22 protein-coding genes and 1 pseudogene are annotated in these 25,116 nt (G+C 60.4%); 4 read left to right on the forward strand and 19 right to left on the reverse strand.

From position 1 onward, the window contains the following. Window positions 1-17 precede the first annotated feature (17 nt). The 3 genes and pseudogenes from rsxB to metG form a co-directional block, all read right to left on the reverse strand. Window positions 18-659: pseudogene (rsxB, locus tag BGP85_RS19300) on the reverse strand (electron transport complex subunit RsxB); the annotation flags it as partial. Next, window positions 656-1,204 (reverse strand): Rnf-Nqr domain containing protein, encoded by a 549-nt coding sequence (locus BGP85_RS19305; RefSeq protein ID WP_103449418.1) that lies wholly within the window; start codon window positions 1,202-1,204, stop codon window positions 656-658. The gene BGP85_RS19305 and the pseudogene rsxB, both read right to left, overlap by 4 nt. 89 nt (window positions 1,205-1,293) lie before the next feature. Further along, complete coding sequence (gene metG / locus BGP85_RS19310) at window positions 1,294-3,333, reverse strand: methionine--tRNA ligase (RefSeq protein ID WP_103449419.1); 2,040 nt, start codon at window positions 3,331-3,333, stop codon at window positions 1,294-1,296. 156 nt (window positions 3,334-3,489) lie between these two features. Between metG and apbC the strand changes: the two genes are divergently transcribed. After that, window positions 3,490-4,584 carry an iron-sulfur cluster carrier protein ApbC gene (gene apbC / locus BGP85_RS19315; RefSeq protein ID WP_103449420.1) on the forward strand — a complete coding sequence of 365 codons (1,095 nt, stop codon included), beginning with the start codon at window positions 3,490-3,492 and terminating at the stop codon, window positions 4,582-4,584. A 117-nt stretch (window positions 4,585-4,701) separates the two neighbouring features. Here the strand turns inward: apbC and BGP85_RS19320 are convergent, their stop codons facing one another. Continuing rightward, on the reverse strand, window positions 4,702-4,911 hold the full coding sequence (locus BGP85_RS19320) for a cold-shock protein (RefSeq protein WP_003254922.1): 210 nt from the start codon (window positions 4,909-4,911) through the stop codon (window positions 4,702-4,704). A gap of 328 nt (window positions 4,912-5,239) precedes the next feature. Here BGP85_RS19320 and dcd point away from each other — a divergent pair, with 328 nt between their 5' ends. Together dcd and BGP85_RS19330 are read left to right on the forward strand one after the other, a co-directional pair. Next, the gene (gene dcd / locus BGP85_RS19325; protein ID WP_003258001.1) at window positions 5,240-5,806 is read left to right on the forward strand and encodes a dCTP deaminase; all 567 of its coding nucleotides are present in this window, start codon (window positions 5,240-5,242) and stop codon (window positions 5,804-5,806) included. Window positions 5,807-5,905: 99 nt separating this feature from the next. Beyond that, window positions 5,906-6,133 carry a hypothetical protein gene (locus BGP85_RS19330; protein ID WP_103449421.1) on the forward strand — a complete coding sequence of 76 codons (228 nt, stop codon included), beginning with the start codon at window positions 5,906-5,908 and terminating at the stop codon, window positions 6,131-6,133. Here the strand turns inward: BGP85_RS19330 and pdeM are convergent, their stop codons facing one another. The 8 genes from pdeM to BGP85_RS19370 all read right to left on the reverse strand — a co-directional run bounded on the left by pdeM (window position 6,134) and on the right by BGP85_RS19370 (window position 16,599). Beyond that, window positions 6,134-6,793, reverse strand: a complete 660-nt coding sequence (gene pdeM / locus BGP85_RS19335) for a ligase-associated DNA damage response endonuclease PdeM (protein ID WP_103449422.1) — start codon at window positions 6,791-6,793, stop codon at window positions 6,134-6,136. Continuing rightward, the gene (locus BGP85_RS19340; protein WP_103449423.1) at window positions 6,790-9,240 is read right to left on the reverse strand and encodes a ligase-associated DNA damage response DEXH box helicase; all 2,451 of its coding nucleotides are present in this window, start codon (window positions 9,238-9,240) and stop codon (window positions 6,790-6,792) included. Before BGP85_RS19340 ends, pdeM begins: the two co-directional genes overlap by 4 nt. A 68-nt stretch (window positions 9,241-9,308) precedes the next feature. After that, window positions 9,309-10,424 carry a succinylglutamate desuccinylase/aspartoacylase family protein gene (locus tag BGP85_RS19345; RefSeq protein WP_103449424.1) on the reverse strand — a complete coding sequence of 372 codons (1,116 nt, stop codon included), beginning with the start codon at window positions 10,422-10,424 and terminating at the stop codon, window positions 9,309-9,311. A gap of 98 nt (window positions 10,425-10,522) precedes the next feature. Further along, window positions 10,523-12,181, reverse strand: a complete 1,659-nt coding sequence (locus BGP85_RS19350) for an ATP-dependent DNA ligase (protein WP_103449425.1) — start codon at window positions 12,179-12,181, stop codon at window positions 10,523-10,525. Further along, complete coding sequence (locus tag BGP85_RS19355; RefSeq protein ID WP_103449426.1) at window positions 12,178-13,194, reverse strand: ligase-associated DNA damage response exonuclease; 1,017 nt, start codon at window positions 13,192-13,194, stop codon at window positions 12,178-12,180. Before BGP85_RS19355 ends, BGP85_RS19350 begins: the two co-directional genes overlap by 4 nt. 135 nt (window positions 13,195-13,329) lie before the next feature. After that, window positions 13,330-15,771, reverse strand: coding sequence for a penicillin acylase family protein (locus tag BGP85_RS19360; RefSeq protein ID WP_103449427.1), 2,442 nt, complete (start codon window positions 15,769-15,771; stop codon window positions 13,330-13,332). A 146-nt stretch (window positions 15,772-15,917) separates the two neighbouring features. Continuing rightward, on the reverse strand, window positions 15,918-16,118 hold the full coding sequence (locus BGP85_RS19365) for an SEC-C metal-binding domain-containing protein (RefSeq protein ID WP_023379046.1): 201 nt from the start codon (window positions 16,116-16,118) through the stop codon (window positions 15,918-15,920). A gap of 7 nt (window positions 16,119-16,125) precedes the next feature. Continuing rightward, window positions 16,126-16,599 (reverse strand): LEA type 2 family protein, encoded by a 474-nt coding sequence (locus BGP85_RS19370; RefSeq protein WP_103449428.1) that lies wholly within the window; start codon window positions 16,597-16,599, stop codon window positions 16,126-16,128. Between the two features lie 224 nt (window positions 16,600-16,823). On the opposite strand from BGP85_RS19370, the gene BGP85_RS19375 reads away from it, so the two are divergent. Beyond that, a complete protein-coding gene (locus BGP85_RS19375) occupies window positions 16,824-17,336 on the forward strand; it encodes a hypothetical protein (protein WP_103449429.1) in 513 nt (170 codons plus the stop codon). 52 nt (window positions 17,337-17,388) lie between these two features. On the opposite strand, the gene BGP85_RS19380 is transcribed toward BGP85_RS19375, so the two are convergent. The 7 genes from BGP85_RS19380 to BGP85_RS19420 all read right to left on the reverse strand — a co-directional run bounded on the left by BGP85_RS19380 (window position 17,389) and on the right by BGP85_RS19420 (window position 24,974). Beyond that, window positions 17,389-17,718 carry a hypothetical protein gene (locus BGP85_RS19380; protein WP_103449430.1) on the reverse strand — a complete coding sequence of 110 codons (330 nt, stop codon included), beginning with the start codon at window positions 17,716-17,718 and terminating at the stop codon, window positions 17,389-17,391. A 661-nt stretch (window positions 17,719-18,379) separates the two neighbouring features. Then, window positions 18,380-18,991 (reverse strand): recombinase family protein, encoded by a 612-nt coding sequence (locus BGP85_RS19385; RefSeq protein WP_103449431.1) that lies wholly within the window; start codon window positions 18,989-18,991, stop codon window positions 18,380-18,382. Between the two features lie 1,776 nt (window positions 18,992-20,767). Beyond that, window positions 20,768-21,640: a helix-turn-helix domain-containing protein gene (locus BGP85_RS19400; protein WP_016713777.1), complete on the reverse strand. Its 873-nt coding sequence runs from the start codon at window positions 21,638-21,640 to the stop codon at window positions 20,768-20,770. A gap of 437 nt (window positions 21,641-22,077) precedes the next feature. Next, window positions 22,078-22,695 carry a hypothetical protein gene (locus BGP85_RS19405; RefSeq protein ID WP_103466507.1) on the reverse strand — a complete coding sequence of 206 codons (618 nt, stop codon included), beginning with the start codon at window positions 22,693-22,695 and terminating at the stop codon, window positions 22,078-22,080. 198 nt (window positions 22,696-22,893) lie between these two features. Beyond that, window positions 22,894-23,979 (reverse strand): recombinase family protein, encoded by a 1,086-nt coding sequence (locus tag BGP85_RS19410; protein WP_258035898.1) that lies wholly within the window; start codon window positions 23,977-23,979, stop codon window positions 22,894-22,896. 18 nt (window positions 23,980-23,997) lie between these two features. Beyond that, window positions 23,998-24,477: a YchJ family protein gene (locus BGP85_RS19415; protein ID WP_103449433.1), complete on the reverse strand. Its 480-nt coding sequence runs from the start codon at window positions 24,475-24,477 to the stop codon at window positions 23,998-24,000. A 2-nt stretch (window positions 24,478-24,479) separates the two neighbouring features. Beyond that, window positions 24,480-24,974, reverse strand: coding sequence for a DUF6231 family protein (locus BGP85_RS19420; protein WP_103449434.1), 495 nt, complete (start codon window positions 24,972-24,974; stop codon window positions 24,480-24,482). Between the last annotated feature and the right edge of the window lie 142 nt (window positions 24,975-25,116).

Raw genomic sequence — 25,116 nt, forward strand, 5'->3', positions numbered from 1 at the left:
TGCCCGGCCGCTGCAGGCGCAGCATCGGCAGCGGTGGCTTTTTGCGCCTTGATCCGTTCGAGGGCGGCCTTGATAGCATCTGGCGCGCCTTGTGTGGCTCCGGCCGTACGTGCCAGACGCTGCGCCTCCCGGCGTGCGATATCGCGTTGCAGGCGGGCGTTGCGCTGTTCGTGGCGCTGGCGCGCATGATCGCGGCGCTGGCGGCGGACCTGCAGTTGTTCGGGGGTATGGGCCAGGCCGCTGACAATTGGCACCACCGTGGCTGGCAGTGGATGCATGTCGATGCAATCGACCGGGCAGGGCGCCAGGCAAAGGTCACAGCCGGTACATTCGCTGGCGATGACCGTGTGCATCAGCTTGGCGGCGCCAACGATGGCGTCGACCGGGCAGGCCTGGATGCATTTGGTACAACCGATGCATTCGGCTTCGCGAATGTAGGCGACCTGGGGTGGTGCGCTTCCTCGCTGTGGGTCAGGCGCAAGCAGTGGCACCTCCAGCAGCACGGCCAGCGCGGCGATGGTTTCGCTACCGCCTGGCGGGCACTTGTTGATGGCCTCGCCCGCAGCCAGGCCTTCGGCGTAGGGCCGACAGCCATTGTGGCCGCATTTGCCGCACTGGGTCTGTGGCAACAGGGCGTCGATGCGTTGAATCAAGTTCATTGAGTGAAAAGTCCGTTGAATCCCGAGAACGCCAGGGCCATGACACCCGTACCGATCAATGTAATGGGCAAGCCGCGCAGCGCAGCCGGTACATCAGGGTGCTGGCTGCGCTGGTGCAGGTCGTCGAACAGCACCAGCGCAAGCCAGAAGCCCAGGCCGGCCGCTATCCCCCAGCACAACGTTGCAAGCGCCGAGGTGTCATCTTCCGTCACTTGCAGCACCAGGCCCAGCAGCAAGGCATTGCCCAGCAAGGGCAGCGCAAGGTCCTCGGTGGGCCATTGCGGGCGTAGCCTGGCCAACACCTGCGGCACGCCCCATGCCAGCAACGCCAGCCAGGGCAGCAGCAGGAACAGGCGCAAGTCCTGTAAATGCCAGGGCGCCATGATCAACCGGTCGAGCGCTTGCCCGCCGCTTGCCCCGAGCGCTATCGAAAGGGCGCCTGCCAGGCCACAGACCTGCAGGCGCAGCCGGCTCAGCGGCTGTTGTTGCAGGAGTAGGTGGCTGAACAGCGCAGCGCTGGCGAGGATCAGCATATAGTCGTTCATGAGAATGACGATAGCCGGGAATCGCCTGGCGCGTCCGGCATTGGCGCTGCAGATGGAACTGCCCCGGCGGTGAGGCCGGGGCAGGAGGCTTACTTGATGCGCTGACCTGGCTTGGCGCCGCTGTCAGGGCTGAGCAGGTAGATCTCTTCGCCGCCAGGGCCGGCCGCCATGACCATGCCCTCGGATACGCCAAAGCGCATTTTCCGCGGCTTGAGGTTGGCCACCATCATGGTCAGGCGGCCTTCCAGCTGGGAGGGGTCCGGATAGGCCGACTTGATGCCGGAGAACACGTTGCGGCGTTCGTCGCCGATGTCCAGGGTCAGTTGCAGCAGCTTGTCGGCGCCAGGCACGGCTTCAGCCTTGACGATCAGCGCGACGCGCAGGTCGACCGCGGCAAAGGTGTCGAACTCGATTTCGGCCGACAGCGGGTCCTTGGTCAGCTCGCCGTTGCCGGCTGGTGCCTGGGCTTCGGCGGCCAGCAGGTCTTCCTTGCTGGCGGCGACCATGGCTTCGACCTTGGCCGGTTCGATACGGCTCATCAGCGCCTTGAACGGGTTCAGCTGGTGGTTTTCCAGGCGCGACTGGTGGTCGTTCCAGGTCAGTGGCGCGACGTTGAGGAATGCCTCGGCATCGGCGGCGAGCAGCGGTAGCACCGGTTTGAGGAAGACCACCAGCTGGCGGAACAGGTTGATGCCTTGGGCGCAGATGGCCTGGACTTCGTCCTGCTTGCCTTCCTGTTTGGCCAGCGACCAAGGTGCCTTGTCGGCGATCCAGGCGTTGGCACGGTCGGCCAGGGCCATGATTTCGCGCATGGCGCGGCCGAAGTCGCGACCTTCGTAGGCTTCGGCGATCGACGGGGCGGCAGCGAGGAAGGCCTCGGTCAGCTCCGGCGCAGCATCGCCCGCGACCATCACGCCGGCATTGCCCTTGTGGATGAAGCCGGCGCAACGGCTGGCGATGTTGACCACCTTGCCGACCAGGTCGGAGTTGACCTTCTGCACGAAGTCCTCGAGGTTCAGGTCGAGGTCATCGACGCCACGGCCAAGCTTGGCGGCATAGTAGTAGCGCAGGTACTCCGGTTGCAGGTGGTCCAGATAGGTGCGGGCCTTGATGAAGGTGCCACGCGACTTGGACATCTTGGCGCCGTTGACGGTCAGGTAGCCGTGCACGTTGACTGCGGTCGGCTTGCGGAAGCCGGCGCCTTCGAGCATGGCAGGCCAGAACAGCGCGTGGAAGTTGACGATGTCCTTGCCGATGAAGTGGTACAGCTCGGCCTTGGAGCCTTCGCTCCAGAAGGCGTCGAAGTCCAGCTCCGGGCGGCGTGCACAGAGGTTCTTGAAGCTGGCCATGTAGCCAATCGGCGCGTCCAGCCAGACGTAGAAGTACTTGCCAGGCTCGCCCGGGATCTCGAAGCCGAAGTACGGCGCATCACGCGAGATGTCCCACTCCTGCAGGCCGGAATCCAGCCATTCGGCGAGCTTGTTGGCGACGGCGTCCTGCAAGGTGCCGCTGCGCGTCCACTGCTGCAGCATGGCCTGGAAGTCCGGCAGCTTGAAGAAGAAGTGCTGGGAATCGCGCAGTACCGGGGTGGCACCGGAAATCGCTGACTTGGGGTTCTTCAGTTCGGTCGGGGCGTAGGTGGCGCCGCATTTTTCGCAGTTGTCGCCGTACTGGTCTTCAGCCGCGCATTTCGGGCAGGTGCCCTTGATGAAACGGTCGGCGAGGAACATGCCCTTTTCAGGGTCGAAGTACTGGGTCACCGAACGGGTAGCGATGTGCCCGGCATCACGCAGGCGGCCGTAGATCAGGCTCGATAGCTCGCGGTTTTCGTCGCTGTGGGTGGAGTGGAAGTTGTCGAAGTCCACCAGGAAGTCGGCGAAGTCGCCGCTGTGCTCGGCCTGGACATTGGCGATCAGCTGCTCAGGGGTGATGCCTTCCTTCTCGGCACGCAACATGATGGCCGAACCGTGGGCATCGTCGGCGCAGACGTAGATGCACTGGTTGCCGCGCAGCTTCTGGAAGCGCACCCACATGTCCGTCTGGATGTACTCCAGCATATGGCCAAGGTGGATGGATCCATTGGCATAGGGCAGGGCGCTGGTAACGAGAATCTGACGTGGCTCGGACATGGTGGCTCGGCTACTTATCTGGCTCGGGTAAAAATGAGGGTGATCGGCCACTATAAAGGGCCGGCGAAGATATTTCACCCCAAGCACGCATCTGCTGACGATTGACGGGTTAGGATAGGCGTCTGTTTTGTACTCAGTTTGCCAATGGGAGTGTCCATGAGTGCCGTCACCCGTGCCGCCGTCGAAGGCGTGCTTCGCCAGTACACCGACCCCTACCTGAACCAGGACCCGGTCAGCGCCGGTTGCGTGCGCGCCATCGACATCCAGGGTGGGCAGGTCGCTGTGCAGTTGCAGCTGGGCTATGCCGCCGGCCTGTTCAAGAACGGCTGGGCCCAGGTGCTGCAGACTGCGATCGAGAACCTCGAGGGCGTCAGTTCGGCCCAGGTGTCGATCGACTGCGTGGTCGCCGCGCACAAGGCCCAGGCCCAGGTGCCAGCCATGGCCAACGTCAAGAACATCATTGCCGTGGCCTCGGGCAAGGGCGGGGTCGGCAAGTCGACCACCGCCGCCAATCTGGCCTTGGCCCTGGCCCGTGAAGGCGCCCGGGTGGGCATTCTCGATGCCGACATCTATGGCCCCAGCCAGGGCGTGATGTTCGGTATCGCCGAGGGTACCCGCCCGCAGATTCGTGAGCAGAAGTGGTTCGTGCCGATCAAGGCCCATGGCGTGGAAGTGATGTCCATGGCGTTCCTCACCGATGACAACACGCCGATGGTCTGGCGTGGCCCGATGGTGTCCGGTGCGTTGTTGCAGCTGGTCACCCAGACTGCCTGGGACGACCTGGATTATCTGGTCATCGACATGCCGCCAGGTACCGGCGATATCCAGCTGACCCTGGCGCAGAAGGTGCCGGTGGCCGGTTCGGTAATCGTCACCACGCCACAGGACCTGGCCCTGCTGGATGCCAAGAAGGGCGTGGAGATGTTCCGCAAGGTCAACATCCCGGTGCTGGGCGTGGTGGAAAACATGGCCGTGCACATCTGCTCGAACTGCGGCCATGCCGAGCACCTGTTCGGTGAAGGCGGTGGTGAAAAGCTGGCGGTGCAATACGGCGTCGAACTGCTGGCCTCGCTGCCGCTGTCGATGCTGATCCGCGAGCAGGCCGACAGCGGCAAGCCGACGGCGATCGCCGAACCGGAGAGCCAGATTGCCATGGTCTACCAGGAACTGGCCCGCCAGGTGGGCGCGCGGATCGTGCTGCAGGAAGCAGCGGCGCCGGCGATGCCGAGCATCACCATCAGCGAAGATTGAGGCAGCACTTGTGGGAACGGCCTTGCCGGTCCCACAAGGCCGCAGATGCTTTGCAGTCAGGCATAAAAAAACCCGCCAGAAGGCGGGTTTTTTTGAAAGCTAGGAAGCTAAATCGACTTAGGCGATTTGAACTTCTTCAGCCTGCATGCCTTTCTGGCCGCGGGTAGCGACGAAAGTAACAGCCTGGCCTTCTTTCAGGGTTTTGAAGCCGTCAGCTTGGATGGCTTTGAAGTGCACGAACAGGTCGTCGCCCGACTGAGGGGTGATGAAGCCGTAGCCTTTCTCATCGTTGAACCACTTAACAACACCGGATTGACGGTTGGACATTTTTCTGTCTCCTTGGACAATTTGATAACGGTCAGGAAAAACCCTGCCCGGGACTGAGCGCAAAGAGAGCAGAAAATTCAGCGATGGGCCGATCAGGATCGTGCATCAAACTAGAGATTCTCGGTGTCACGTGCAGCACAGTGGCGTCACCTTACCCCACTTTCCACGAGCTGCCAATGGTCTGTGAACGCTTTACGCAAATTCGGATCGACGGCGGCTGCAGCCCCCGTCCGGCGCGGGATGAGGCACTGGAACTTTAACCCGGGCTTCGGGACCGGTAAGATGCGCGTCTGGATTTTCCCCTCGCAACTCTTCAGGACACCCCGCCATGAGCATCAAATCGGACAAGTGGATTCGCCGCATGGCGCAGGAACACGGCATGATCGAACCGTTCGTCGAGCGCCAGGTGCGCGGCGAGCAGGACAGCCGGGTCATCTCCTTCGGCGTCTCCAGCTACGGCTACGACGTGCGCTGCGCCGACGAATTCAAGGTGTTCACCAACATCAACTCGGCCACCGTCGACCCGAAGAACTTCGACGCCGGCAGCTTCGTCGACATCAAGAGCGATGTCTGCATCATTCCGCCAAACTCCTTCGCCCTGGCCCGTACCGTCGAGTACTTCCGCATCCCGCGTGACGTGCTGACCATCTGCCTGGGCAAGAGCACCTACGCCCGTTGCGGCATCATCGTCAACGTCACCCCGCTCGAGCCGGAGTGGGAAGGCCACGTGACCCTGGAGTTCTCCAACACCACCACGCTGCCGGCGAAGATCTACGCCAACGAAGGCGTGGCGCAGATGCTGTTCCTGCAGTCCGACGAAGAATGCGAAGTGTCGTACAAGGACCGTGGCGGCAAGTACCAGGGCCAGCGCGGCGTCACCCTGCCACGCACCTGATCCGACGAGCGCGGGGAATTAGTTTCCCTGATGGCACTCCAAGAGTTTGAACAGCGCCGATACGTATGCAGCGTATCGGCCCTCGTCCAGGAGCTGCCAATGAAACTCAACCCCGCAATCAGTGCCAAGCTGGCCGTACTGCAGCCCAACCAGATCGGGTTGCTGGCGTGGTCACTGCTGGCGCATCCCTTGCCAATGCAGGCCGGTGGCGTTCCGCACCAGCCTGACCCCGATACGCCGCAGCCGCCGGAACCAGGCGAACATCCGCCCATGGAACCGGGTGAGCCGACCCTGCCGGACGAGCCACCACCGTCTCCCGTAGCCTGACTAGTTGGCGAGTGCCCACACCCGGTCGCCCCCTGCGACGAACGCGCGGGCGTCCGAGCCAGGCTCTATCGTCCATCCCCCGGTAAATTCGCCGAACGCCGGCAGCAGGCTGACCTGAGCATCGATCAGGAAGCAAGGCAGCCTGAGCCGTTGCCGTGCCCGTCCTCGCAGCACATAAACTGGATGCACATGGCCGGCCAGCACCGGATGGGTGGGGTGAGGCAGGGGGTCGTGCCGCAGGGCAAAGGGTTCCAGCAGCAAAGGTTCATCCCTTGCTTCGATACCCAGTTCGACCGGCGGGTCGCCGGCATGGCGATCATGGTTGCCACGCACCAGCACGACCTTCAGCGCGCCATGGCTGTTTTTCCACCTGCGCAGGCTGGCCAGCATGCCGGGTGAATGTGCGGCGCGCGCATGAAGGAAGTCACCGAGGATGACCAACTGCTCGCAGTCATAGCTGTTCAGCAACGTGTCCAGGCGTGCCAGCGTGGCGGCTGTGGTGCCGCGCGGAACCGGTTGATGCAAGGCCCGATAGCTGGCGGCCTTGCCGATATGGACGTCAGCCACCAGCAAGGTGCGGCGGGCTGGCCAGTAGATGGCCTTGTCCGGTAACAGCCAGAGCGTTTCGCCGCAGTGCTCGATCGACAAGTAACTGTTCATGGCCGGTTTGCCGCTTTTTCCAGGTCGGCCACCATCCGCGCAATGCGGTCTGCCAACTTTTCCGTGCTCAAGGTCTCGCGCATGCCTTCGACCAGCAGGGCGAACGCCAAGGGGCCTGGCCGTTGCAGCGTGCGCAGGTCCAGTTGCAGGCTGTGCATCTTGAGCAACTGGCGGTGCAGGCGCTCGATCTCCAGTTCTTCGCTCAGGACTTCATCGCGCGCCTGGCCGAGCAGCAAGTTGCCGGCGTCATGTTTGCGGAATACTTCATAGAACAACCCGCTGGAGGCCTGAATCTGCCGCGTGCTCTTCTGCGCGGCCGGGTAACCGCCGAATACCAGCCCGGCGATCTGGGCGATTTCACGAAACCGTCGCAACGCCATCTCGCCGGCGTTCAGGCTGGCCAGCACATCCTCCAGCAGGTTGTCGCCAGACAGCGCCTCAGGCAGGCAGCGGGCCCAATCCACGGTACTGGGGCTGAGCAGTTCGAAACCATAGTCGTTCACGGCGATGGAGACCGACAGTGGTTGCACCCGGCTCACCCGCCAGGCGATCAAGTTGGCCAGGCCCAGGTTGGCCATGCGCCCGGCAAAGGGGTAGAGGAACAGGTGCGAGCCCTGGCGCGATGCCAGCGTTTCGGCCAGCAGCGTGCTGCAGGTGGGCAAGGCCGACCACTGCGCCTGCAAGGCCAGCAACGGCCGTACGGCCTGCATCTCCGAGCCGTGGTAGCGCCCATGGGCGGCAGCATCGAGTTGCTCGACCAGTGCGTCGGCCAGTTCGTTGGACAGCGGCATGCGCCCGCCATTCCAACGCGCCACGGCGGCCTTGCGCGCGGTGCTGCGGCGCACGTAGGCGGTCATGCCTTCCACCCGTACCAACTCCAGGACCCGGCCGGCGAACACCAGGGTGTCGCCAGGGCGCAGGCGGGCAATGAAAGCTTCCTCGACACTGCCAAGGTGCTTGCCACCACCACCCTTGCTCCAATACTTGAGCTGCAGGCTGGCTTCGCTGACGATGGTGCCGATGCCCATGCGGTGACGCCTCGCCAGGCGCTCGCTGGCCACCCGCCAGACCCCGTCGGGGTGTGCTTCGACACGCCGATAGTCGGGGTAGGCCGTCAGTGCGTGGCCACCGTGATTGACGAAATCCAGTGCCCATTGCCACTGGCTGTCGCGCAAGTCACGGAAGGCCCAGGTGCTGCGCACCTCCTCGAGCAGTTCGGCGGGGCGAAAGCCATTGCCCAAGGCCATGCTGACCAGATGCTGAACCAGCACGTCCAGGCACAGCCGCGGCGAACGGCGCGCTTCGATATGGCCGGAAGCCAGTGCGGCGCGGGCTGCGGCGGCTTCCACCAGCTCCAGGCTATGGGTTGGCACCAGGGTGATGCGCGAGCGGCGCCCTGGCGCGTGGCCAGAGCGCCCGGCGCGCTGCATGAGGCGAGCAATGCCTTTGGCCGAGCCGATCTGCAACACCCGTTCGACCGGCAAAAAGTCCACCCCAAGGTCCAGGCTGGAGGTGCAGATCACTGCCTTGAGCGTGCCCTGCTTGAGGCTGAGTTCTACCCAGTCGCGGGTTGCCCGGGCCAGCGAGGCATGGTGCAGGGCGATCTGCCCGGCCCAGTCGGGGCGGGCATCCAGCAGGGCCTGGTACCAGAGCTCGGCCTGGGCACGGGTGTTGGTGAACACCAGGCTGCTGGCGCTGGCGTCGAGTTGCTGGGCAACCTGGTCGAGCATCTTCAGGCCCATGTGCCCGGCCCAGGGGAAGCGCTCGATGGCATCGGGCAGCAAGGTGTCGACCACCAACTGCTTGTCCTGGCGGCCTTTCACCAGCAGGCCTCCTCCCGGCAACAGCACCTCGAGGGCGTGCGGCAGATTGCCGAGCGTGGCCGATAAGCCCCAGGTCATCAGGCCCGGGTGCCAGCGACGCAACCGGGCCAAGGCCAGTTGCAGTTGCACGCCGCGCTTGTTGCCAAGCAGTTCGTGCCATTCATCCACCACCACCAGGCGCAGGCTGGCGAAGTCTTCGGCGGCTTGTGCGCGGGTCAGCAGCAGGGTCAAGCTTTCCGGCGTGGTGATCAGGGTGCTTGGCAGGCGCCGGGCCTGGCGAGCGCGCTCGGCACTGCCGGTATCGCCGCTGCGCACGCCGACCGTCCAGTTCAGGCCAAGCTCATCCAGCGGCGTTTGGAGGGCGCGGGCAGTATCAGCGGCCAGTGCGCGCATGGGCGTGATCCACAGCACCTGCAGCGCCGCAGGCTGGCGCCCGGTTGCTGACTTGGCGAAGGCACGCAATGCCGCCAGCCAGACCGCATAAGTCTTGCCCGCGCCGGTGCTGGCATGCAGCAGCCCGGAGTCACCACGGCCAACCGCAGCCCATACCTGGCGTTGGAAGGCGAAGGGCTTCCAGCCACGGGCAGTGAACCAGGCATTGGCAAGGTCGGACGAGGCGGGCATGCGTGCAAGCAGTCCTGAGAAGGCTGTGCTTCTACAGACCACTCGCCGCATGCATTGGTTTTACCCGATCAGTTGGCTAGCAGGTAGCCGCTGCGCAACACCTGTTCGCCGGCGACATGGGCGATGACCATGCCGGCCGTGGCCATGCGCCGCACGCTGCGGGCATAGAGCAGGCCGGGCTGGCTGTTGCGCACGGCAGTCACGCGGTCATTGAGCGGGTCGATGACTTCGGCGATCAATTGCCCGGCCTCCAGGTGCTCGCCTGGGCGGGCGTGGTACACCAGCAGCCCGCCCAGGGGCGCGGCCACGGGTTCGACGGCGGCCAGTGGCGTGGCCGGGCGTGATAGCTCCGGTAGTGGTGCGGCAATACCTTCGATGACACTGGCGTAAGTCAGGTAGTCGAGAATCGCCTGGCAGTCCTGGCTGGCCAGGTCATGGCTAACGTCGGCTTGGCCACGCAGTTCGACGGTGACCGAAACGCTGCCCAGCGGGATCGGGAAGTGCTTGCCAAAGCGTTGCTGCAGTTGCCACCAGACCAGACTGAAGCATTCGTCGAACGACTGCCCGCCGGAATCAGTAGCCAGCAGGCTGGCCTGGGCGCCCAGGTAGCGCGCCAGGGGTTCGACCTGCGGCCAGGCTTCGGGCGTGGTGTAGAGGTGTTCGACCGCTTCGAAGTCGCAGTGCAGGTCCAGTACCAGATCGGCATCGCAGGCCAGTCGTTGCAGGGTCAGTCGCTGGGACTGCAACGGCGTGCGCGCTGGGTGGGCGTCCAAGCCACGACGCAGGTATTCGCGGATGAGCGCCAGGTTGTGGGCCGGGTTCTGGGTCAGGTGGCCTTCGATCTGGTCGCCGATGCTGTCGGACAGGTCGACAAAATTGCGGTTGAAATTCTCGCCGCTCTGCAGCTCGAAACGGCCCAGGGGCGCGTCCAGCATCACCTGCTCCAGGCCGACCGGGTTGGCCACCGGTACCAGGATGATTTCGCGCAGCAGGCGACCCTGCTGTTCCAGCTCGGCCAGGCGGCGCTTGAGATGCCAGGCCACCAGCATGCCGGGCAGTTCGTCGGCATGCAGCGAGGCCTGGATATACACCTTGGCGCCACCGCGTGGGCCGAAGTGGAAGCTGTGCAATTGGCGGGTAATGCCCGGTACGGGCGAAAGCAGGTCGTGGGTCGAATGGTGCATGGTGGTCCTGGCTGCGTGGCGAAAACGGTCTGCGACACGGGTCGGCTCAAAGATAGAAGCATAATTTCCGATATCGCGCCTCACCGCGTTGCCTTCTTTCAGACCAGCAATGCCTGCAGGCTGGCCAGGTCATCGGCTTCCTCGACCGGCTTGTCCAGGCGCCAGCGCAACATCCGCGGAAACCTGACGGCGATGCCGCTCTTGTGACGTTTGGACAGCGCAATGCCCTCGAAGCCCAACTCGAACACCAGCGTCGGGGTGACGCTACGTACCGGACCGAAGGTTTCCACCGTGGTCTTGCGAATGATCGCATCCACCTTGCGCATCTCTTCGTCGCTGAGCCCGGAATAAGCCTTGGCGAAGGGCACTAGCGCGCGGTCGGGCGTGCCGGGTGGCGCGTTCCATACCGCGAAGGTGTAGTCGCTGTAGAGGCTGGCGCGGCGGCCATGCCCGCGCTGGGCATAAATCAGTACCGCATCGATGCTGAACGGGTCGATCTTCCACTTCCACCACAGGCCCATGTCCTTTGTCCGGCCCACGCCGTACAGGGCATCACGCTGCTTGAGCATCAACCCTTCAACGCCCAGGCTGCGCGACTTTTCACGTTGCCGGGCCAGGTCGCTCCAGTCGGTGCCATCGAGCAGCGGTGAAAGCAGCAGCGGGGCCAACGGGCACTCTGCCACCAGACGCTGCAACTGCTGGCGCCGTTCATGTTGCGGGCGGCTGCGCCAGTCCTCGCCTTGCCATTCCAGCAAGTCATAGGCTTGCAGTACGACCGGGGCGTCAGCCAGCAGCTTTTTGCCCAGGTTCTTGCGGCCAAGGCGCTGCTGCAGCACGGCGAACGGCTGCACCGCTGGTGTATCGGCGCTGACGCCCGGCTTCCAGACCAGGATCTCACCGTCGAGCACCGTGCCGTCCGGCAAGCTTTCGGCCAGGCCGTGCAGCTCGGGAAAGCGCTCGGTGACCAGCTCCTCGCCCCGTGACCAGACCCATAGTTGACCCTCGCGCTTGACGACCTGGGCGCGAATGCCGTCCCACTTCCATTCGATTTGCCACGCAGCTGGCGGACCGAGCAGGGCCTCGAATTGTTCTGGCGGGGCCTGCAGGGCGTGAGCCAGGAAGAATGGGTACGGTTGGCCACCGCGCTGGCTATGTTCATCAGTGGACTCTTCGGCGATCAGCTTGAGGTAACTGGCGGCTTTCGGGCGATGGCCGATGTCCGTATAGCCGACCAGTCGCTGGGCCACGCGCTTGGCATCCAGCCCCGCCAGTTGTGCCAGGGCGCGGGTGACCAGCAGCTTGGATACCCCGACACGAAAGCTGCCGGTGATCAGTTTCAGGCACAACATCAGGCTCGGACGGTCCAGTTGTGCCCACAAGGGGAGCAGGCGTTGCTGGAGTTCTTCAGCGGGCAGGCCGCGCAAGGGCAGCAGATGGGCTTCGACCCAGTATGCCAGGCCGTCGTCGCTGGCATGGGCGGCTTGCGGCAACAGCAGCGAGATGGTTTCGGCCAGGTCGCCCACCGCCTGATAGCTCTCTTCGAACAACCATTCGGGCAACCCCGCCAACGCCGTGGCCAACTCACGCAGCACGCGGGTCGGCACCAGCTGGCGGGGGCGCCCGCCAGCAAGGAAATAGACAGCCCAGGCGGCATCTGCGGCGGGTGCTGCCGCAAAGTAGTCACGCAAGGCTTCGAGCTTGGCATTGCTGGAGGTGGTGGCATCCAGGCGCAGGTACAGTTCGGCGAAGGCTTTCATGCCTCTGGCTCCGTGGCTACGGTGTCATCCTCTTCGCCGTACTCGGTGATGAACGCACGGGCATCCAGCCCTTGTTCGTTGAGGTAGCGCACCAACACGTTTACCGAGCCGTGGGTAACCATGACCCGTTCGGCTCCGGTCTGGCCGATGGCCCACAGCAGCCCCGGCCAGTCGGCGTGGTCGGACAGCACGAAGCCACGGTCCACCCCACGCCGTCGTCGGGTACCGCGCAACAGCATCCAGCCGCTGGCAAATGCATCGCTGTAATCGCCGAAACGGCGCATCCAGCTGCTGCCTGCGGCAGAGGGGGGCGCCAGGATCAATGCCTGGCGCAGCAGTGGGTCGTTGCGCGGAACATCACCGGCATAACGGGTGCTCGGCAGGTGCACACCGGCTTCTCGGTAGACCCGGTTCAGCGGCTCGACAGCGCCATGCACGAGGATCGGCCCGATCTCCGGGTCCAGGCCGTGGAGTATTCGCTGAGCCTTGCCGAACGCGTAGCAGAACAGCACGCTGGCCTTGCCTTGCTCACAATTGCTGCGCCACCAGGCGTTGATCCCGGCAAAAATGTGCGCCTGGCTGGGCCAGCGGTAGATGGGCAGGCCGAAAGTGGACTCGGTGATGAAGGTATGGCAGCTCAACGGCTCGAAGGCTGCGCAGGTGCCATCCGGCTCGACTTTGTAATCACCCGAAGCAACCCAGACTTCGCCCTGGTACTCGAGGCGCACCTGCGCCGAGCCCAGCACATGGCCAGCCGGGTGCAGGCTGAGGGTGACGCCGTGATGCAGGATGCGTTCACCGTACGGCAGGGTCTGCAGGTCGATGTCCTGGCCCAGTCGGCTGCGCAGGATGCCGGCGCCGGGGGCTGCGGTCAGGTAGTGGCGGTTGCCGGTGCGGGCATGGTCGCCATGACCATGGGTGATCACGGCGCGCTCGACCGGGCGCCAGGGGTCTATGTAGAAGTCGCCAGGCGGGCAGTACAGGCCTTCGGGGCGAGCGATGACGAGGTCCATGGGTTGGGCGCACTGGTTTGGGGTTACCAGTTAGGAGCCGTGGGTCGGTGTGGAAGTTCGGATGGAGTTGGCGCTGAAAATCTTGTGGCGAGCACCTGGTGGCCCTGACTCGCCCTCCGACCTTTCGCAAAGCCCTTACCGCCCTGGCACCAACGTCAACCGCTGGCTGCCATAAGCCCGCCCGAAGTTCTGCGGCTGCAGCGGCAAGCTCATGAACCGCCCCGTGAACCAGGCGTCCAGCCCGTCGCTGTAGTGCGAGCTGGCCGGGTTGCCCGACTGGCCGTTGCTGGTCAGGACCTGCAGCGGCTCGGCCTGGCCGAAGTCAACGATCATCCGCGCCGAGGCCGGCAGGCGGGTGTCGAAATTGCTGCCCCAGGCGTAAGGGGTCAGGGCCGGGGTGCTGAAGTCGCCACCGGCGGCCATTGGCGAGCGGTTCATTGCATCGCCCAGGCCGTGGTAGGCAGGGGCCGGCCAGCGGTACTGGTGCAGCTTGCCCCACTGCCAGGCACGGCGGTCACTGCCCAGTTGCGCGGTGCCGGCATCCACGGCGGCCGCCAGGCTGCGGGCGAGGATGGTCGGTTTGTCTTCTTTCTGCGGCGTGTTGCGATCGTCCCAGAACGGGCTGTCATCGCGGCCCAGCAAGTGGTCAGCCTGGGCCGAGTACGACAGGCGGGCGTTGCTGACGAACGCCTGCCAGGCAGGGCTGGATTCCGGGCCGAGCTCGTCGAGGAAGGTCTGCCGGGTGACTTCCTGGATGAACAGCTCGTACAGCGCTGCATCCGCCGACACCGGGCTCAGACGGCCATCGAAGGCCTTCAACCGAGCCAAGGCGTTGCGCGCCTTGTCACGCTGGGCCGCAGGCAGGGCGTCGATCGCCTGCTTCAGTTGCTGGGCCATGCCGGGGGCGTCGAACATCTGCTTGAGCTTGTCGGCCAGCAGCGTTACCTGGTCGTTCTGCAGGGCCATCAGGCTGCGGCTGTCGTGGCGACCGTTGCCGGCCAGCTGGCCCAGGCGCTCGGCGCGCTCGGGGTAGTACCAGGTACTGGACAGCTGCATGCCATAGCCACGCGGCAGGCTGCGCTGGTTGGCGTGGGCGATCCAGCCGGCCGGTGGGTCCTGGTCATACGGGTGCAACATGGGGTCGGCATAGCCATCCCAGTCATAGCGGCCGTCCCAGCCAGGCGACGGCAACAGGCCCTGGCCTTCCCGGCGGTTCGGGTAGCGGCCGCTGACTTGCCAGCCGATGTGTTCGGGCTCGGCGAAGACGAAGTTGAGCGCCGCGGTGGCGACTTCTCGGGTGCTGTCGAAGGCGCGCTCGATATTCTGAGCGCGGGTCAGGTCGAACAGCGCGTCGAGGCTACGGTCGCCCTTGAGCTGAGGCAGGCTCAGGGCCAGGCCCAGGCTGGGGTTGCCCGCCTGGGGGAGCAGGGTGCCGTGGCGGGTGTCGTACATTACCTCGCGCTGTGGGCGCTGGCCGCGAACGAAGAAGGTCTCGCTGCGGGCCCGGGCCGGCAACCACTTGCCGTCGGCCAGGTAGCTCACCTGGCTGCCGGCATGGCGCAGTTGCTCCAGATACAGGTCCTGGTTATCGGCCATCACCGCGCTGCTGCTCCAGGCCAGCTTGCCATTGTAGCCGGCCAGCACGATGGGCAGACCAGGCAGTGACAGGCCGGCAACCTGGTACTTGCCCGTGTGGATCTGCACCGGGCTCAGGGCCCAGGCTGCGCGGCTGTCGCTGGCCAGCAGGCTCTTGCCGCTGCGGCTACGTTGCGGGCCTAGTGCCAGGTTGGCCGAGCCGGGGCTGCCGAGCAGGTCAAGATCGGCGAGTTTCTGGCTGGCCGCTGCCAGTGCAGGCAGGCCCGGCAGCTGGCTGCCCAGGTTCAGGCCCTTGAGTTTGTCCACCTCGGCTGCTGCCAGGGGTTCGTCCGGTGCGCCGGGCAGCAGCCAGGGCAGCTTGTCGTTGCCGACTTTCTGCGCCAGGGTCAGGGCGCTGAGTTCTTCCTGCAGGTTCACCGACTGGCTGAACGCATACAGACTGAAGATCAGTGCCGAATCTTCAGGCTTCCAATATTCCGGGCGGTAACCACTACTGGCCAGGCTCGCCGGCAGTTTGTCGCGGTAGCGGAACAGGTAGGCGTTGACGCCGCGGGCATACACCTCGAAGAAGCGCTTCAGGCGTGGCGAGGCGTCTGCGTACTGCTGGGCGGCGCTCTGCTTGAGGTTGGCGGCCCGCATCAGCCGGTCGATGTCCAGCGCATCGCTGCCGGCCAGCTCCGCCAGGCGGCCCTGGGCGAGCAGGCGCATGGCGAGCATCTGCTCGATGCGATCGCCGGCATGCACATAGCCGAGGGTGAACAGCGCGTCATGGAAGCTGCTGCTCTCGATCAGCGGCGCGCCCATGGCGTTGCGCCGGACCGAAACGTTCTGTGCCAGGCCTTTGAGCGGTTGCACACCGGTGGTCGGTGGCACGCTGTCCTGATAGCCACCCATCTGGCAGCCGGCGAGCCCGAGCATGCCGAGCAACGTGGCGGCGGCGCTGAACCGCAGGCGGAAGGGAGGAAGGACGGGGGCGGCCATGACAAGGGCTCCTGCAAGGCGTGGCGGGGTTCGAAAGGCGCTAAGGTAGTGAGCGCGCAGGCGCCGTGCAAGGTGCGGTGGAGGTTTATTTACCAGCGGTACCTGCACCGCCGTCATCGCCGCTGCAGGTACCTGCGTTCAAAGGATCAAGCGCCGTGGCACTTCTTGAACTTTTTCTGGCTGCCGCACGGGCACGGGTCGTTGCGGCCGACGTCCTTCAGGGCGTTGCGCACCGGCTCCTGATGGCCGTGGTTGCAGTGCGGGCCGTGCACATGGCCGTGGTCGTGATCATGATGATCGTGACCGTGGTTGCAGTCCGGGCCATGAACATGGGGTTGCTGGGTCATTGCAGGGTTACTCCGGTATGAGATCGCCGGGGATTATCTCACCACTGCGCGACAAGTGCAGGTCCTGATGGAAGATCAGCCCGGTCTCCAGCTCGCCTTGCAGGCGGTAGTGCAGCGGCTGCCCACTCTTGAGCAGCTTGGCCAATGGCTTGAGGTGTTGCCAGAGGTTGGTCCGCGCTGTGATCTTGAAGGTGCGCCGGGCATGCCCGCCGACACTGCGCCAGAGGCTGACGTCATCCTGCGCCAGCAGCAGGTCGTCGAGCCACACCGAATAGCTCAGGTTGCGAATGAACAGGCGGCTGTCGTTGGGGTTGTCGACGCGCAGGTGCAGGACGAATTCCTGTTGCAGCAGCCGCGCCTTCACCGTTTCCACCTTGTCCAGGTGCAGCTCCGGCTCGCGAGAGTCGTCGCCCCAGCTCGCACAGCCCGCCAGCAGCGCCAGCAGGGCGCTGAGCAGGAGCAGGCGGGTGGCGGCGATCATGCTCAGTTACCGACGTAGCTGGCGCAGCATTTCTTGATCTTATGCAACAATACACTACCAAGGAGTTGATTCATTTTGCACCCTTAATGCTCCATGCCCTGAAGTGGGCTCTCTCGCGGAGTGTGGTCCAGCCCAAAAGAAGGACGGCAGTGTTCCAGTGAATCGTGCTGGCAAAATGCCATTGGTGTGGATAAAATTCACAAAACTCCTATTGAGGTCGTGATATGAAAGCAAGGATGGCAGCAGTTGTAGGGATGTGTGGTTTTGTTATGTCTTCATTCGCTAACGCTGACTGGATAACGACCACGCAAGACGACATTTTCAGTGGCGGTAAGACGGCCATGATGCTGGGATATATCAGTCCTTTTCAATCGGTAGCGATAGACTGCAATTCGGATGGTCTTTCACTGGCACTTCTTCAGAAGGAGAAGTGGCAGGACGGTCGCCCGAGCTCAGCTTGGAATCTGCTTGTTAAAGTCGATGGTGGTGAGGTTCATCGCTTCATCGCTAGTAGCGGTCAGCGTAATACCGAATATGTTCAATACATTACATTCGAGAAAGACGAGATTTTTAAAGTTTTGGCAGAGCTGCGTAATGCCAAGTCGCAGATTTTGCTCGGGCTCCAATCAGAGGAGTTTAACGCCAAATGGTCGGGCACCGCACCTGTAAGTGGCTCCACTCGTGAAACGGATAAATTTATCCAAGCTTGCAAGCTCAAAGGTGCACAACCTCAATGAATGCGGAGGGTAGGCGCTTTCGAATTGAAACGCCTGCTCCTAAAGAATGAGATTATAGGTTGTCTTGTTCCAGTTCCATAACTTCATGCTTGATGGCTAGAAGTTGGATTTGAAGATTTTCCAGTCTTTCGTGCATAAGCTCAATGTGATGCTCTCTAGAATGATTTGATGTCTCGTCGTTGAGCTCCATCATGTTGATGTTGCTTGTAGAGGTGTTGACCTCGCTTATCCAAGCTTTCAAAATTTGATAAGAAGGTGTGTCATCCTGCTTGCAAAAATTAGTAATGGTCATGCCAGATGCACGAAACTTGGCGATTATGGCAGTACGCTCTCTATCGGTGTATCGTTTTGCTTGTTTAGCGTTGGAGAATTTGCGAGCCATTTTATGTCGCCTCCTGTACAAACATATGAATCCAGCTTCCTGAGACTCGCCCTTCCTATGGGGGCAGGTTATCAGAATATCCAGTGAAGCAGCGCCGTTGCCATTGCCACGCCTAGCAACGCCACAGCGATGAAAACCCAGTCTAAGAATGACAGATGATTGCCCATATCAATTGCACCTCGGAAGCGTCACTGGTCATCCAGATGAATAGGGCGGCAGCTGTAATTGCGGTTGCTCAGTAATGCAACTCATTCTTATCTAGTGATGAGTTCATGTTCAAGGCTCCATTCAGATTGAGCAAATGCCGTGGAGCTTTCAAAGCGTAGCACTGTCTTTCCGTATTGGTATCAAAGCGGCTTATCGAAAAACCGAGCGTGGCTCATGGTTACAAGTCTCAATCAAAACGATAATCATTCATGATTGCTTGTGGAAAGCGAGCCTGCATCAGGTGTGATTAACCTTCTCGCCCCAAAATTTCTGGTGCAGATTGAAGTCAGATTGACGATTTGGTCAGGAAATTAATACTGGTGATCTTGCCTGAGGTGCTAAGCCAAATGCGAGGCAGCAGATAGGAAACGTTCTCGAATCTAAAATAAGTTTAGGTCGTCAGGATTGGTCGCCTCTGATCTGAGTGACAGAGGCGTGGCTGGCGCCAGAGCTTTTACGCTGCCTTCACTCGTTGCACTGTAGATACTGCACAGCCCACAATTTCAGCAGTCTTGCGGATGCTCTTGCCTGCATTGAGGCATTCTTTGATGCGGTTATGAAGTGCCTGATCGACCTGTCTGCCCTTGTAAACATCTCTGGTCTTGGCATTCTCGATGCCCTCAGCCTGACGGCGGCGGCGATCTTCGTAGTCCTTGCGTGCTACCACAGCCAGCATGTCGAGCAGCATCCCGTTGACAGCGTTGATCATGCCTTTGGTGAAGTCGTCTTGACCTTGGGCGGGCTTCAATGCGGCATGGCTGGTGGCTAAGTCGAGGGATACCACAGTGACTTTCTTGGCTGCGATGATGGCTTTCAGGCTTGCCCAATCATCAGGAGACAAGCGGGACAATCTGTCCACCTGCTCAATCAGCAGCACGTCACCGTCATGGCTGTCATCCAGTAAACGAAACAGTTCAGGACGATGGAGCTTGGTCCCTGATTCGTTCTCTGTGTAGAAGGCAGCGATCTTGTGACCATTGTCAGCAGCGAACTGAACGAGAGCGCCTTTGGCACGGCTGGCGTCTTGGGAGTCGGTCGAAGCTCGAAGGTATGCACGGATGAACATGGTGGCTGATGCCTTGTATCGTTTTGGATGTACCGATTATAGGTGTGCTCGTTAGGGTTGTCTATAGAGTTATTCGGTACACTCGTGTGGTGTCGTTTGCCTGTGCTCGTTGACCTATACCCAATTCGTTACGGTGTATCTGTTCCGGCCAAGGAGGAGATAGCAGCATTTACAGCGTCAGCGTTGTATTCGAGTGTTTCCAGTACTGCCATGATGTTCTCATGAACGCTTGGTGAGCCTTTTGCTTCGATCCATAGCGCCACCTCTTCGAGTCCAGCGGCTATGGCGTCTTGGTTGTTCCTGAATTCAACACATAAGTGCAACGCTCACCCCTGTATGCACTTCGTACGGCGTCTTCCAGCCCAAGCGCTTGCGCGGGCGTAGATTGATCCTCGCTACTGAGTCATCTGCGCTTGAATCCTTCGGTGTGAGAGCCTGGATTCTACCGGTGGCTGGCTCTCTGCCTCTCGTTTCAAGCGTTGCGCTTATTCTATGAATTCAGGGTTCATAAGCAGCTCCAGGATGTGGGCAACTCTTGCGTTGCTATCTGACATGGCGGTCACTCTCAATCATGAGTTCGACGTAGGGCTCTAGCTGGGAGCGATCCGAAATGCCGCTCACCAAAGAAAGATAGTGCTCTCTGCCCCTATCATATACCTGCAGCAGATCAATTCGTCCATTCCATTAAGGCGAATCCATTATGATTGGATTGGAGCCGTACCAGCGGAAATTTAGTGGCTTCAAGAGTGATGGGTATGGTGTGTGTTGGTCGTAATGCTCTGGCTGGTAGCACATGGGATGATACTATCTGCTTTGTCCGTTGCGGTTGTTGACTATCGTGTCAGGAAAGCTCATCTGTGAAGAATCAAAAGCTCTTTGTGCTAGCTCATCAGGAGAAAACGACAACCATGTGCTGCACCTACTGCTGTGCATGCCTACGCTCGGTTTATGGCTCGTTCCATGGTGCTTTGTTATCAGTATGAACAACAGGTACAACGACAATATCCAGAAGCAAATGGATCTTGTACGTCAGTATAAAATGCAAGGTCTTAGCGACACCGATACCTATCGCAAAGTGATAGCGGATGAGTTAGCCAACAAACGCAGAAGAGATTGTATGTTGCTTGCCTCCGTAACTGCGTCTGCTGTGGTTGCTGGGGTTTTCTGCATACTCAGGGAATTGCAAGGCTAGTAGGTAATGTTGATCTTGAGGTCAAGTGTTGCGCTAATTTTAATCATTATCATTACTGCTGTTGGTTACTTGTCTAGGAAGGTATCGACGGCTGATGGTTGTATCTGTATTGACTGGTTGCTTGCACCACAAGGCGTTTAGCCCTCAAATTTGGTGGATGATATTGTATATCATTCATCCACCCTTTCTTTCAGTGGGATCAATCTGTAAGCGTCGCTTACACGAAGTACCCGCCATGCTCCGTATGTGAAGGTCAAAGCGATGTGTGTGACGCACGCTGTACGGCAGTACAGGTTGGTACCCAGATCAATAACAACCAATAGAAGCCCAACCAGATGAGCTTATCGCTCTTGTCTGTACCGTGCAGATGATCAACGGAGTTGTAGGGGAATCCCGTGTCGTACCGACACAAGGTGATCCATTTCATTTGGAGGGGATTGATTTCATCAATACATATCCCCTCTTAACCTGAAGATTCGGTGCATCGACCTATCGGTCACGGTATGCTTCTTCTTATAGAATCTGTCGTTAATAGAATTCACTGACCCCTCTCAACGGTTTGCTTATCGAGGGGGTAGGCTGGATCAGGCAGCCAGTGCTTCTACCTGCCATTTCTTGACAGTGGTTTTGGATACGCCAGTTTGTCGTGCAATCGCTTTGATTGCCTCGCCTTGGTCCAGCAGACGAAGAACTTCCTGTTTCTTCGGGTGTTCCAACCGGCCAGTCTGCTTTCCCTCGCTCACGTTGGTTTGCCAGAATGGGCTGAAGTCAATCTCCAAGTCGAGCTGAGAGAGTATCTCGGGCTGGCGTTCGAAGTGCAGAGCAATGCCCCTCAGGGCGACTCTGGCAGCCTCCACGACTCTTTGAATCTGTCTCACGCTCATCGGCTCATGATCGTGATTCAGTAAGCACCTTGAAGCGGCTTCTACTGAAAGCTCTGGCAGGTAAAGGACCTTTTTCACATCAGCAGGCGAAACAGTATACCTGCCGTTGATCCTGCCCGGCCCTGTGTTGATTGCACCGTGAACGTAGTGGTCAAGCCAAGGCAGACGAACCTCTTCGATCTTGGCGGCCCACATCAACTCACATAGACCGTTCTGGATGACTTGTGCTTTTCTGCCCTTGCCACTTCTCTCCTCGGGATATGAGGGTGCGATGGCTATGGGAAACCTGAGAGCTGGTGCAGTGAGTCCGGGGAGCACAGCAGCGGGCGGTACCTCGATAGGGCTGCCATCTTCATCAATGACGAAAGTGGGATTTGCTTGGATGGGGAGGACAAGGTAATCAAATGGCTCTGGCCTGTAATCAGAGCAAATGTAGCTGCCCAAGACCTCACCAGTCGCCTTGTCAAAGACAAAACCATCAGAGGTTGCAGTGCGGAGGTTGGTCAGTGCGGGACGAATGTCAGTGGTAGGTGTGGCGGCGGGGGATACTTTGTTGCGGACGAGTGCAGTCATCTTGTTTTCTCCTTGTGTCAGTTCAGTGCATAGGCATTCCTCTCGGGTTGTGCCGATTTAGTTTTGTGAGTCCCAGACACGACGAAGCCTCCTTACAAGGGCACCAATTCGGTGGTTGTAGTGGAGGCTTCCAAGTTTTCTGTCTACCTACTGGGTAGGCGGCGAATTATACACATTATCGGTTTTCAGTCAAGGTATGGCTTGACAAGCCAGATTTCACCAAAAACCGGGATTCGTGGCGAGGAACGCACTTCGCTTAGTCCAGACCTCCCTTTCGCCCGTAAACATTGGGTTTGGCGGGAAGGGGTATTGGATAACGTCGATTTGAAGGCAAGGTTTAACCTAGGTTTTTGGTAGGTTATTCGGGGTTATTCGATGTGCCTCAATGCCTCGACCATCGCCTTGATTGGCGTCCTGCTCTTGTAGCTAAAGGCATTCTAGTCGGTTATGCCATGACGAGCCTTCCACATTGCCAGAAGCTCTGGCGTTAGCTCATCCCAAGATTCAGTTTTGGCGAAGATAGCTTCCACTTCGTTTAGCTCGCCTTGGGCCACTTGCAGGTCAACGTATTCGTCATACATTGCTTCAAATCGAATCTCCTTACCTCGGTGCATCAGGTAGAAAATCAGATTGTCGGCTTCTGCACTGAACATCTGTGGGATGGCGTTGTTCTTGCTGACCCAGTACGTCTCATCTGTCCTGCCGTTCTTGCTAGCGAAAATGAACAGGCCGAGTCTCTTGATAAGGTTGTTGGCAGCTACACGGCCTTCAAACGATACAAGGTCGAGCTTTTCGAAGAAGTCATGTTTGCTCACCACTTTGTCAGATGCCAGCCGTTCAGCGATAGCGGTTCGTTCTGACTCAAGGGCGCCAATATCGGCTTCTAGTTCGTGCAGCAGCTTCGCAGTGATGCGGGATGGGAATTCAGCGTGCGAAGCCTCTGCATCGTCCTGACGTGCCTTCAGCGAAGCTATGCGGCCTTCTACGATCTGCAAGGACTTCTGCAAGCTGCCAGAGCTATCCTGTACCAATGACAAGCTATCGACCTTCGTCAATATCTCTCCTGAATTCAACACATAAGTGCAACGCTCACCCCTGTATGCACTTCGTACGGCGTCTTCCAGCCCAAGCGCTTGCGCGGGCGTAGATTGATCCTCGCTACTTAGTCATCTGCGCTTGAATCCTTCGGTGTGAGAGCCTGGATTCTACCGGTGGCTGGCTCTCTGCCTCTCGTTTCAAGCGTTGCGCTTATTCTATGAATTCAGGTCTTTAAAAACTTCCTCAGTGCGTGGGGCGCTGATGATCCCAGCGTCACACAGTCCTCTAGTCGTCTTAGAGCATTTGTAATACTTACGGCCACGCTGGCCTTGGAGGTGCATTGCTGAGCCGCACTTGTAACAATTGAGAATGCCCGCCAGCACATTGAAATTGGTGGTGGCATTCGTGACGCTGTGTGTCTTGCGGGACGTTCGGGCAGCTTGGGCTAGGTAAAATTCATTCTCCGTCACTACGGAAGGGAAGTAGTCCTTGATCGGTTCACCGTCTGGAGTTCGTTTGCCATCAATAAAAATGTGAGGTTGGTACTCACCCAGCACTGTGCGGCTATCGAGGATGTGTCGCACGGTCGAGAAGCCCCACAGGCCAGAGAAGTTTTTACGCCCTGCACTGAAAGCGGGTATGCCTTCCTGATTCAATGTGGCTGCAATGATGCGGGAGCCGTGGCCCTTGGTAGATAGGTCGAAGATGCGGTGAACAATGGCAGCTTTGCCAGGGTTTAGCACATAGCCATCTGGTGTCACATCGAGCCACAACGGGCGATTCTTGCCCAGTGGCTTGCCAGTGGTGCGAGCCTCCTTCTGTTTCGCACGCCAAGCAGAGGATACCCGGCCACCCTTGGTTGCCGATTCCTCATGGGCACGTGACATTGAGATGATCGAGATGATCAGATCTAGTTCGTTGTAATCCTTGGTGTACAGGCGTTTGTCTACGCTGGTGTAGACGTTGATTCCCTTGGCTAGCAGGTCAAGAAACCTTGGAAGGGCGTCTCTCACTCGCTCACGTGAAAGGCGGTCCAGCGACTCCACTACTAAATAGCTGCCTGCTGGGATCGTGCCGTCTTCTACATAGCCCAAGAATCGGGCTAGCTCACCTGTGTCGTCTAGATGCCGACCCTTGAAGGCTGATCGTCCTTTGTCGAAGAACAGGTATTCCCGAGAGTCGGCCAGTTCTAGGCCGTGCTCGTCACAGAATGCCTTCGCGGCTTTCACCTGTCTGGCATAGCTGTCGCCTGCTGATTGCTTCGCACTGCTAAATCGGATGTAGCTAAAAACCTTGCTCATGATGCGGATATACCCACCTCAACCTTTTGGTAGGTAATTGTTGCAGCATTTCTTGAATTTCTGCCCGCTGGCGCAGGGGCAGGGATCGTTGCGGCCGGCCTTGAACGCGACGGTGGGGTCGATGAAGTACCAGCGTCGCTCGTGCTGCACGAAGGCAGACCGCTCACGGTGCTGGTGGTCGCCCTCCTGGTCATGCCAGCGGGCAGTGAAGGTCACGAAGGCGTGTTCAGGCTGGCCGCCGAGCACTTCGGCGCTTTCCACCTCCAGCCCAAGCCAGGTGCTCTGGGCGCTCCAGGCCGCCATGGCGGCGCGGTCCAGCTCCGCCTGCTGGGCCGGCAGGGTGGTGGCGACCAGATAGTCGACCAGCCCCAGCACATAGGCGCTGTAGCGCGAACGCATCAGCGTCTGGGCGTCGGGGGCCGGGGTGCCGGCATGGTAGTGCCCACAGCAGGCGTCGAGCAGGTTGCCGCTGCCACAAGGGCAAACCGAGACACTCATCATCACCACCAATACTTGCCGAAGTTTTCAGGGTTGGCCCAGAACTTGGCGTTGAGCCAGTCCGGGACCTGCTTGTAGTCATGTAGATCATAGGTGAACAAGCTCAACACCTGCTCATCGCGGCGGAATTTCTCGCTGGCCGACAATGCCAGGGAGAAGAAATCGGTGTCTTGCCAGCCACAGGCAATCAGATCGGCCAGTACTGCAACCCGGCTTGCGTTGAGGTTGCGGATGCCGCCCAGCAGTTGCAGGCCGGTGCGTTTGGGCAAGTGCTCGAGGCAGTCCACCAGCACTGCCAGGTCAAAACGCTGGGCCGCCAGTGCTGCCGGCAATGGCCCCGGCGCACAGGTTTCGATGGTCACCTGGGGGTGGGCCTGGGCAAAGGCATCCAGGGCCGGGAAGCGGCTGCCCACCAGCAGCAGGCGTTGCGGGGTGAAGCGCTCTAGCAGGGCGGCCAGGGCTTGTTGCGGGGTGCGCTGGGAAAAACCGTCGGTCATTGCCAATCCTCGTTCAAGTCATCCAAGACTAGCGGGCTGCTGTCCGGCGGCATAGAGGCAAGTGGCCGCGTCGTGGCTTATTGCTGGCAGGGATCAATTGTGCGGTCTTTACTCCCAGAGATCGGTCTTATGCCGATTCCCC

The sequence above is a fragment of the Pseudomonas putida genome, assembly GCF_002906855.1.
Classification (GTDB): Bacteria; Pseudomonadota; Gammaproteobacteria; order Pseudomonadales; family Pseudomonadaceae; genus Aquipseudomonas; species Aquipseudomonas putida_N.

Coding starts and splice junctions, on each gene's coding strand:
- BGP85_RS19340 (WP_103449423.1), bottom strand. CDS start 9,240: ATGCCCGCCTCGTCCGACCTTGCCAATGCCTGGTTCACTGCCCGTGGC.
- BGP85_RS19375 (WP_103449429.1), top strand. CDS start 16,824: ATGAAAGCAAGGATGGCAGCAGTTGTAGGGATGTGTGGTTTTGTTATG.
- BGP85_RS19385 (WP_103449431.1), bottom strand. CDS start 18,991: ATGTTCATCCGTGCATACCTTCGAGCTTCGACCGACTCCCAAGACGCC.
- BGP85_RS19410 (WP_258035898.1), bottom strand. CDS start 23,979: ATGAGCAAGGTTTTTAGCTACATCCGATTTAGCAGTGCGAAGCAATCA.
- BGP85_RS19350 (WP_103449425.1), bottom strand. CDS start 12,181: ATGAAAGCCTTCGCCGAACTGTACCTGCGCCTGGATGCCACCACCTCC.
- metG (WP_103449419.1), bottom strand. CDS start 3,333: ATGTCCGAGCCACGTCAGATTCTCGTTACCAGCGCCCTGCCCTATGCC.
- BGP85_RS19320 (WP_003254922.1), bottom strand. CDS start 4,911: ATGTCCAACCGTCAATCCGGTGTTGTTAAGTGGTTCAACGATGAGAAA.
- apbC (WP_103449420.1), top strand. CDS start 3,490: ATGAGTGCCGTCACCCGTGCCGCCGTCGAAGGCGTGCTTCGCCAGTAC.
- BGP85_RS19330 (WP_103449421.1), top strand. CDS start 5,906: ATGAAACTCAACCCCGCAATCAGTGCCAAGCTGGCCGTACTGCAGCCC.
- BGP85_RS19360 (WP_103449427.1), bottom strand. CDS start 15,771: ATGGCCGCCCCCGTCCTTCCTCCCTTCCGCCTGCGGTTCAGCGCCGCC.
- BGP85_RS19400 (WP_016713777.1), bottom strand. CDS start 21,640: ATGACTGCACTCGTCCGCAACAAAGTATCCCCCGCCGCCACACCTACC.
- BGP85_RS19305 (WP_103449418.1), bottom strand. CDS start 1,204: ATGAACGACTATATGCTGATCCTCGCCAGCGCTGCGCTGTTCAGCCAC.
- dcd (WP_003258001.1), top strand. CDS start 5,240: ATGAGCATCAAATCGGACAAGTGGATTCGCCGCATGGCGCAGGAACAC.
- BGP85_RS19380 (WP_103449430.1), bottom strand. CDS start 17,718: ATGGCTCGCAAATTCTCCAACGCTAAACAAGCAAAACGATACACCGAT.
- BGP85_RS19420 (WP_103449434.1), bottom strand. CDS start 24,974: ATGACCGACGGTTTTTCCCAGCGCACCCCGCAACAAGCCCTGGCCGCC.
- BGP85_RS19370 (WP_103449428.1), bottom strand. CDS start 16,599: ATGATCGCCGCCACCCGCCTGCTCCTGCTCAGCGCCCTGCTGGCGCTG.
- BGP85_RS19365 (WP_023379046.1), bottom strand. CDS start 16,118: ATGACCCAGCAACCCCATGTTCATGGCCCGGACTGCAACCACGGTCAC.
- BGP85_RS19415 (WP_103449433.1), bottom strand. CDS start 24,477: ATGAGTGTCTCGGTTTGCCCTTGTGGCAGCGGCAACCTGCTCGACGCC.
- BGP85_RS19355 (WP_103449426.1), bottom strand. CDS start 13,194: ATGGACCTCGTCATCGCTCGCCCCGAAGGCCTGTACTGCCCGCCTGGC.
- BGP85_RS19345 (WP_103449424.1), bottom strand. CDS start 10,424: ATGCACCATTCGACCCACGACCTGCTTTCGCCCGTACCGGGCATTACC.
- pdeM (WP_103449422.1), bottom strand. CDS start 6,793: ATGAACAGTTACTTGTCGATCGAGCACTGCGGCGAAACGCTCTGGCTG.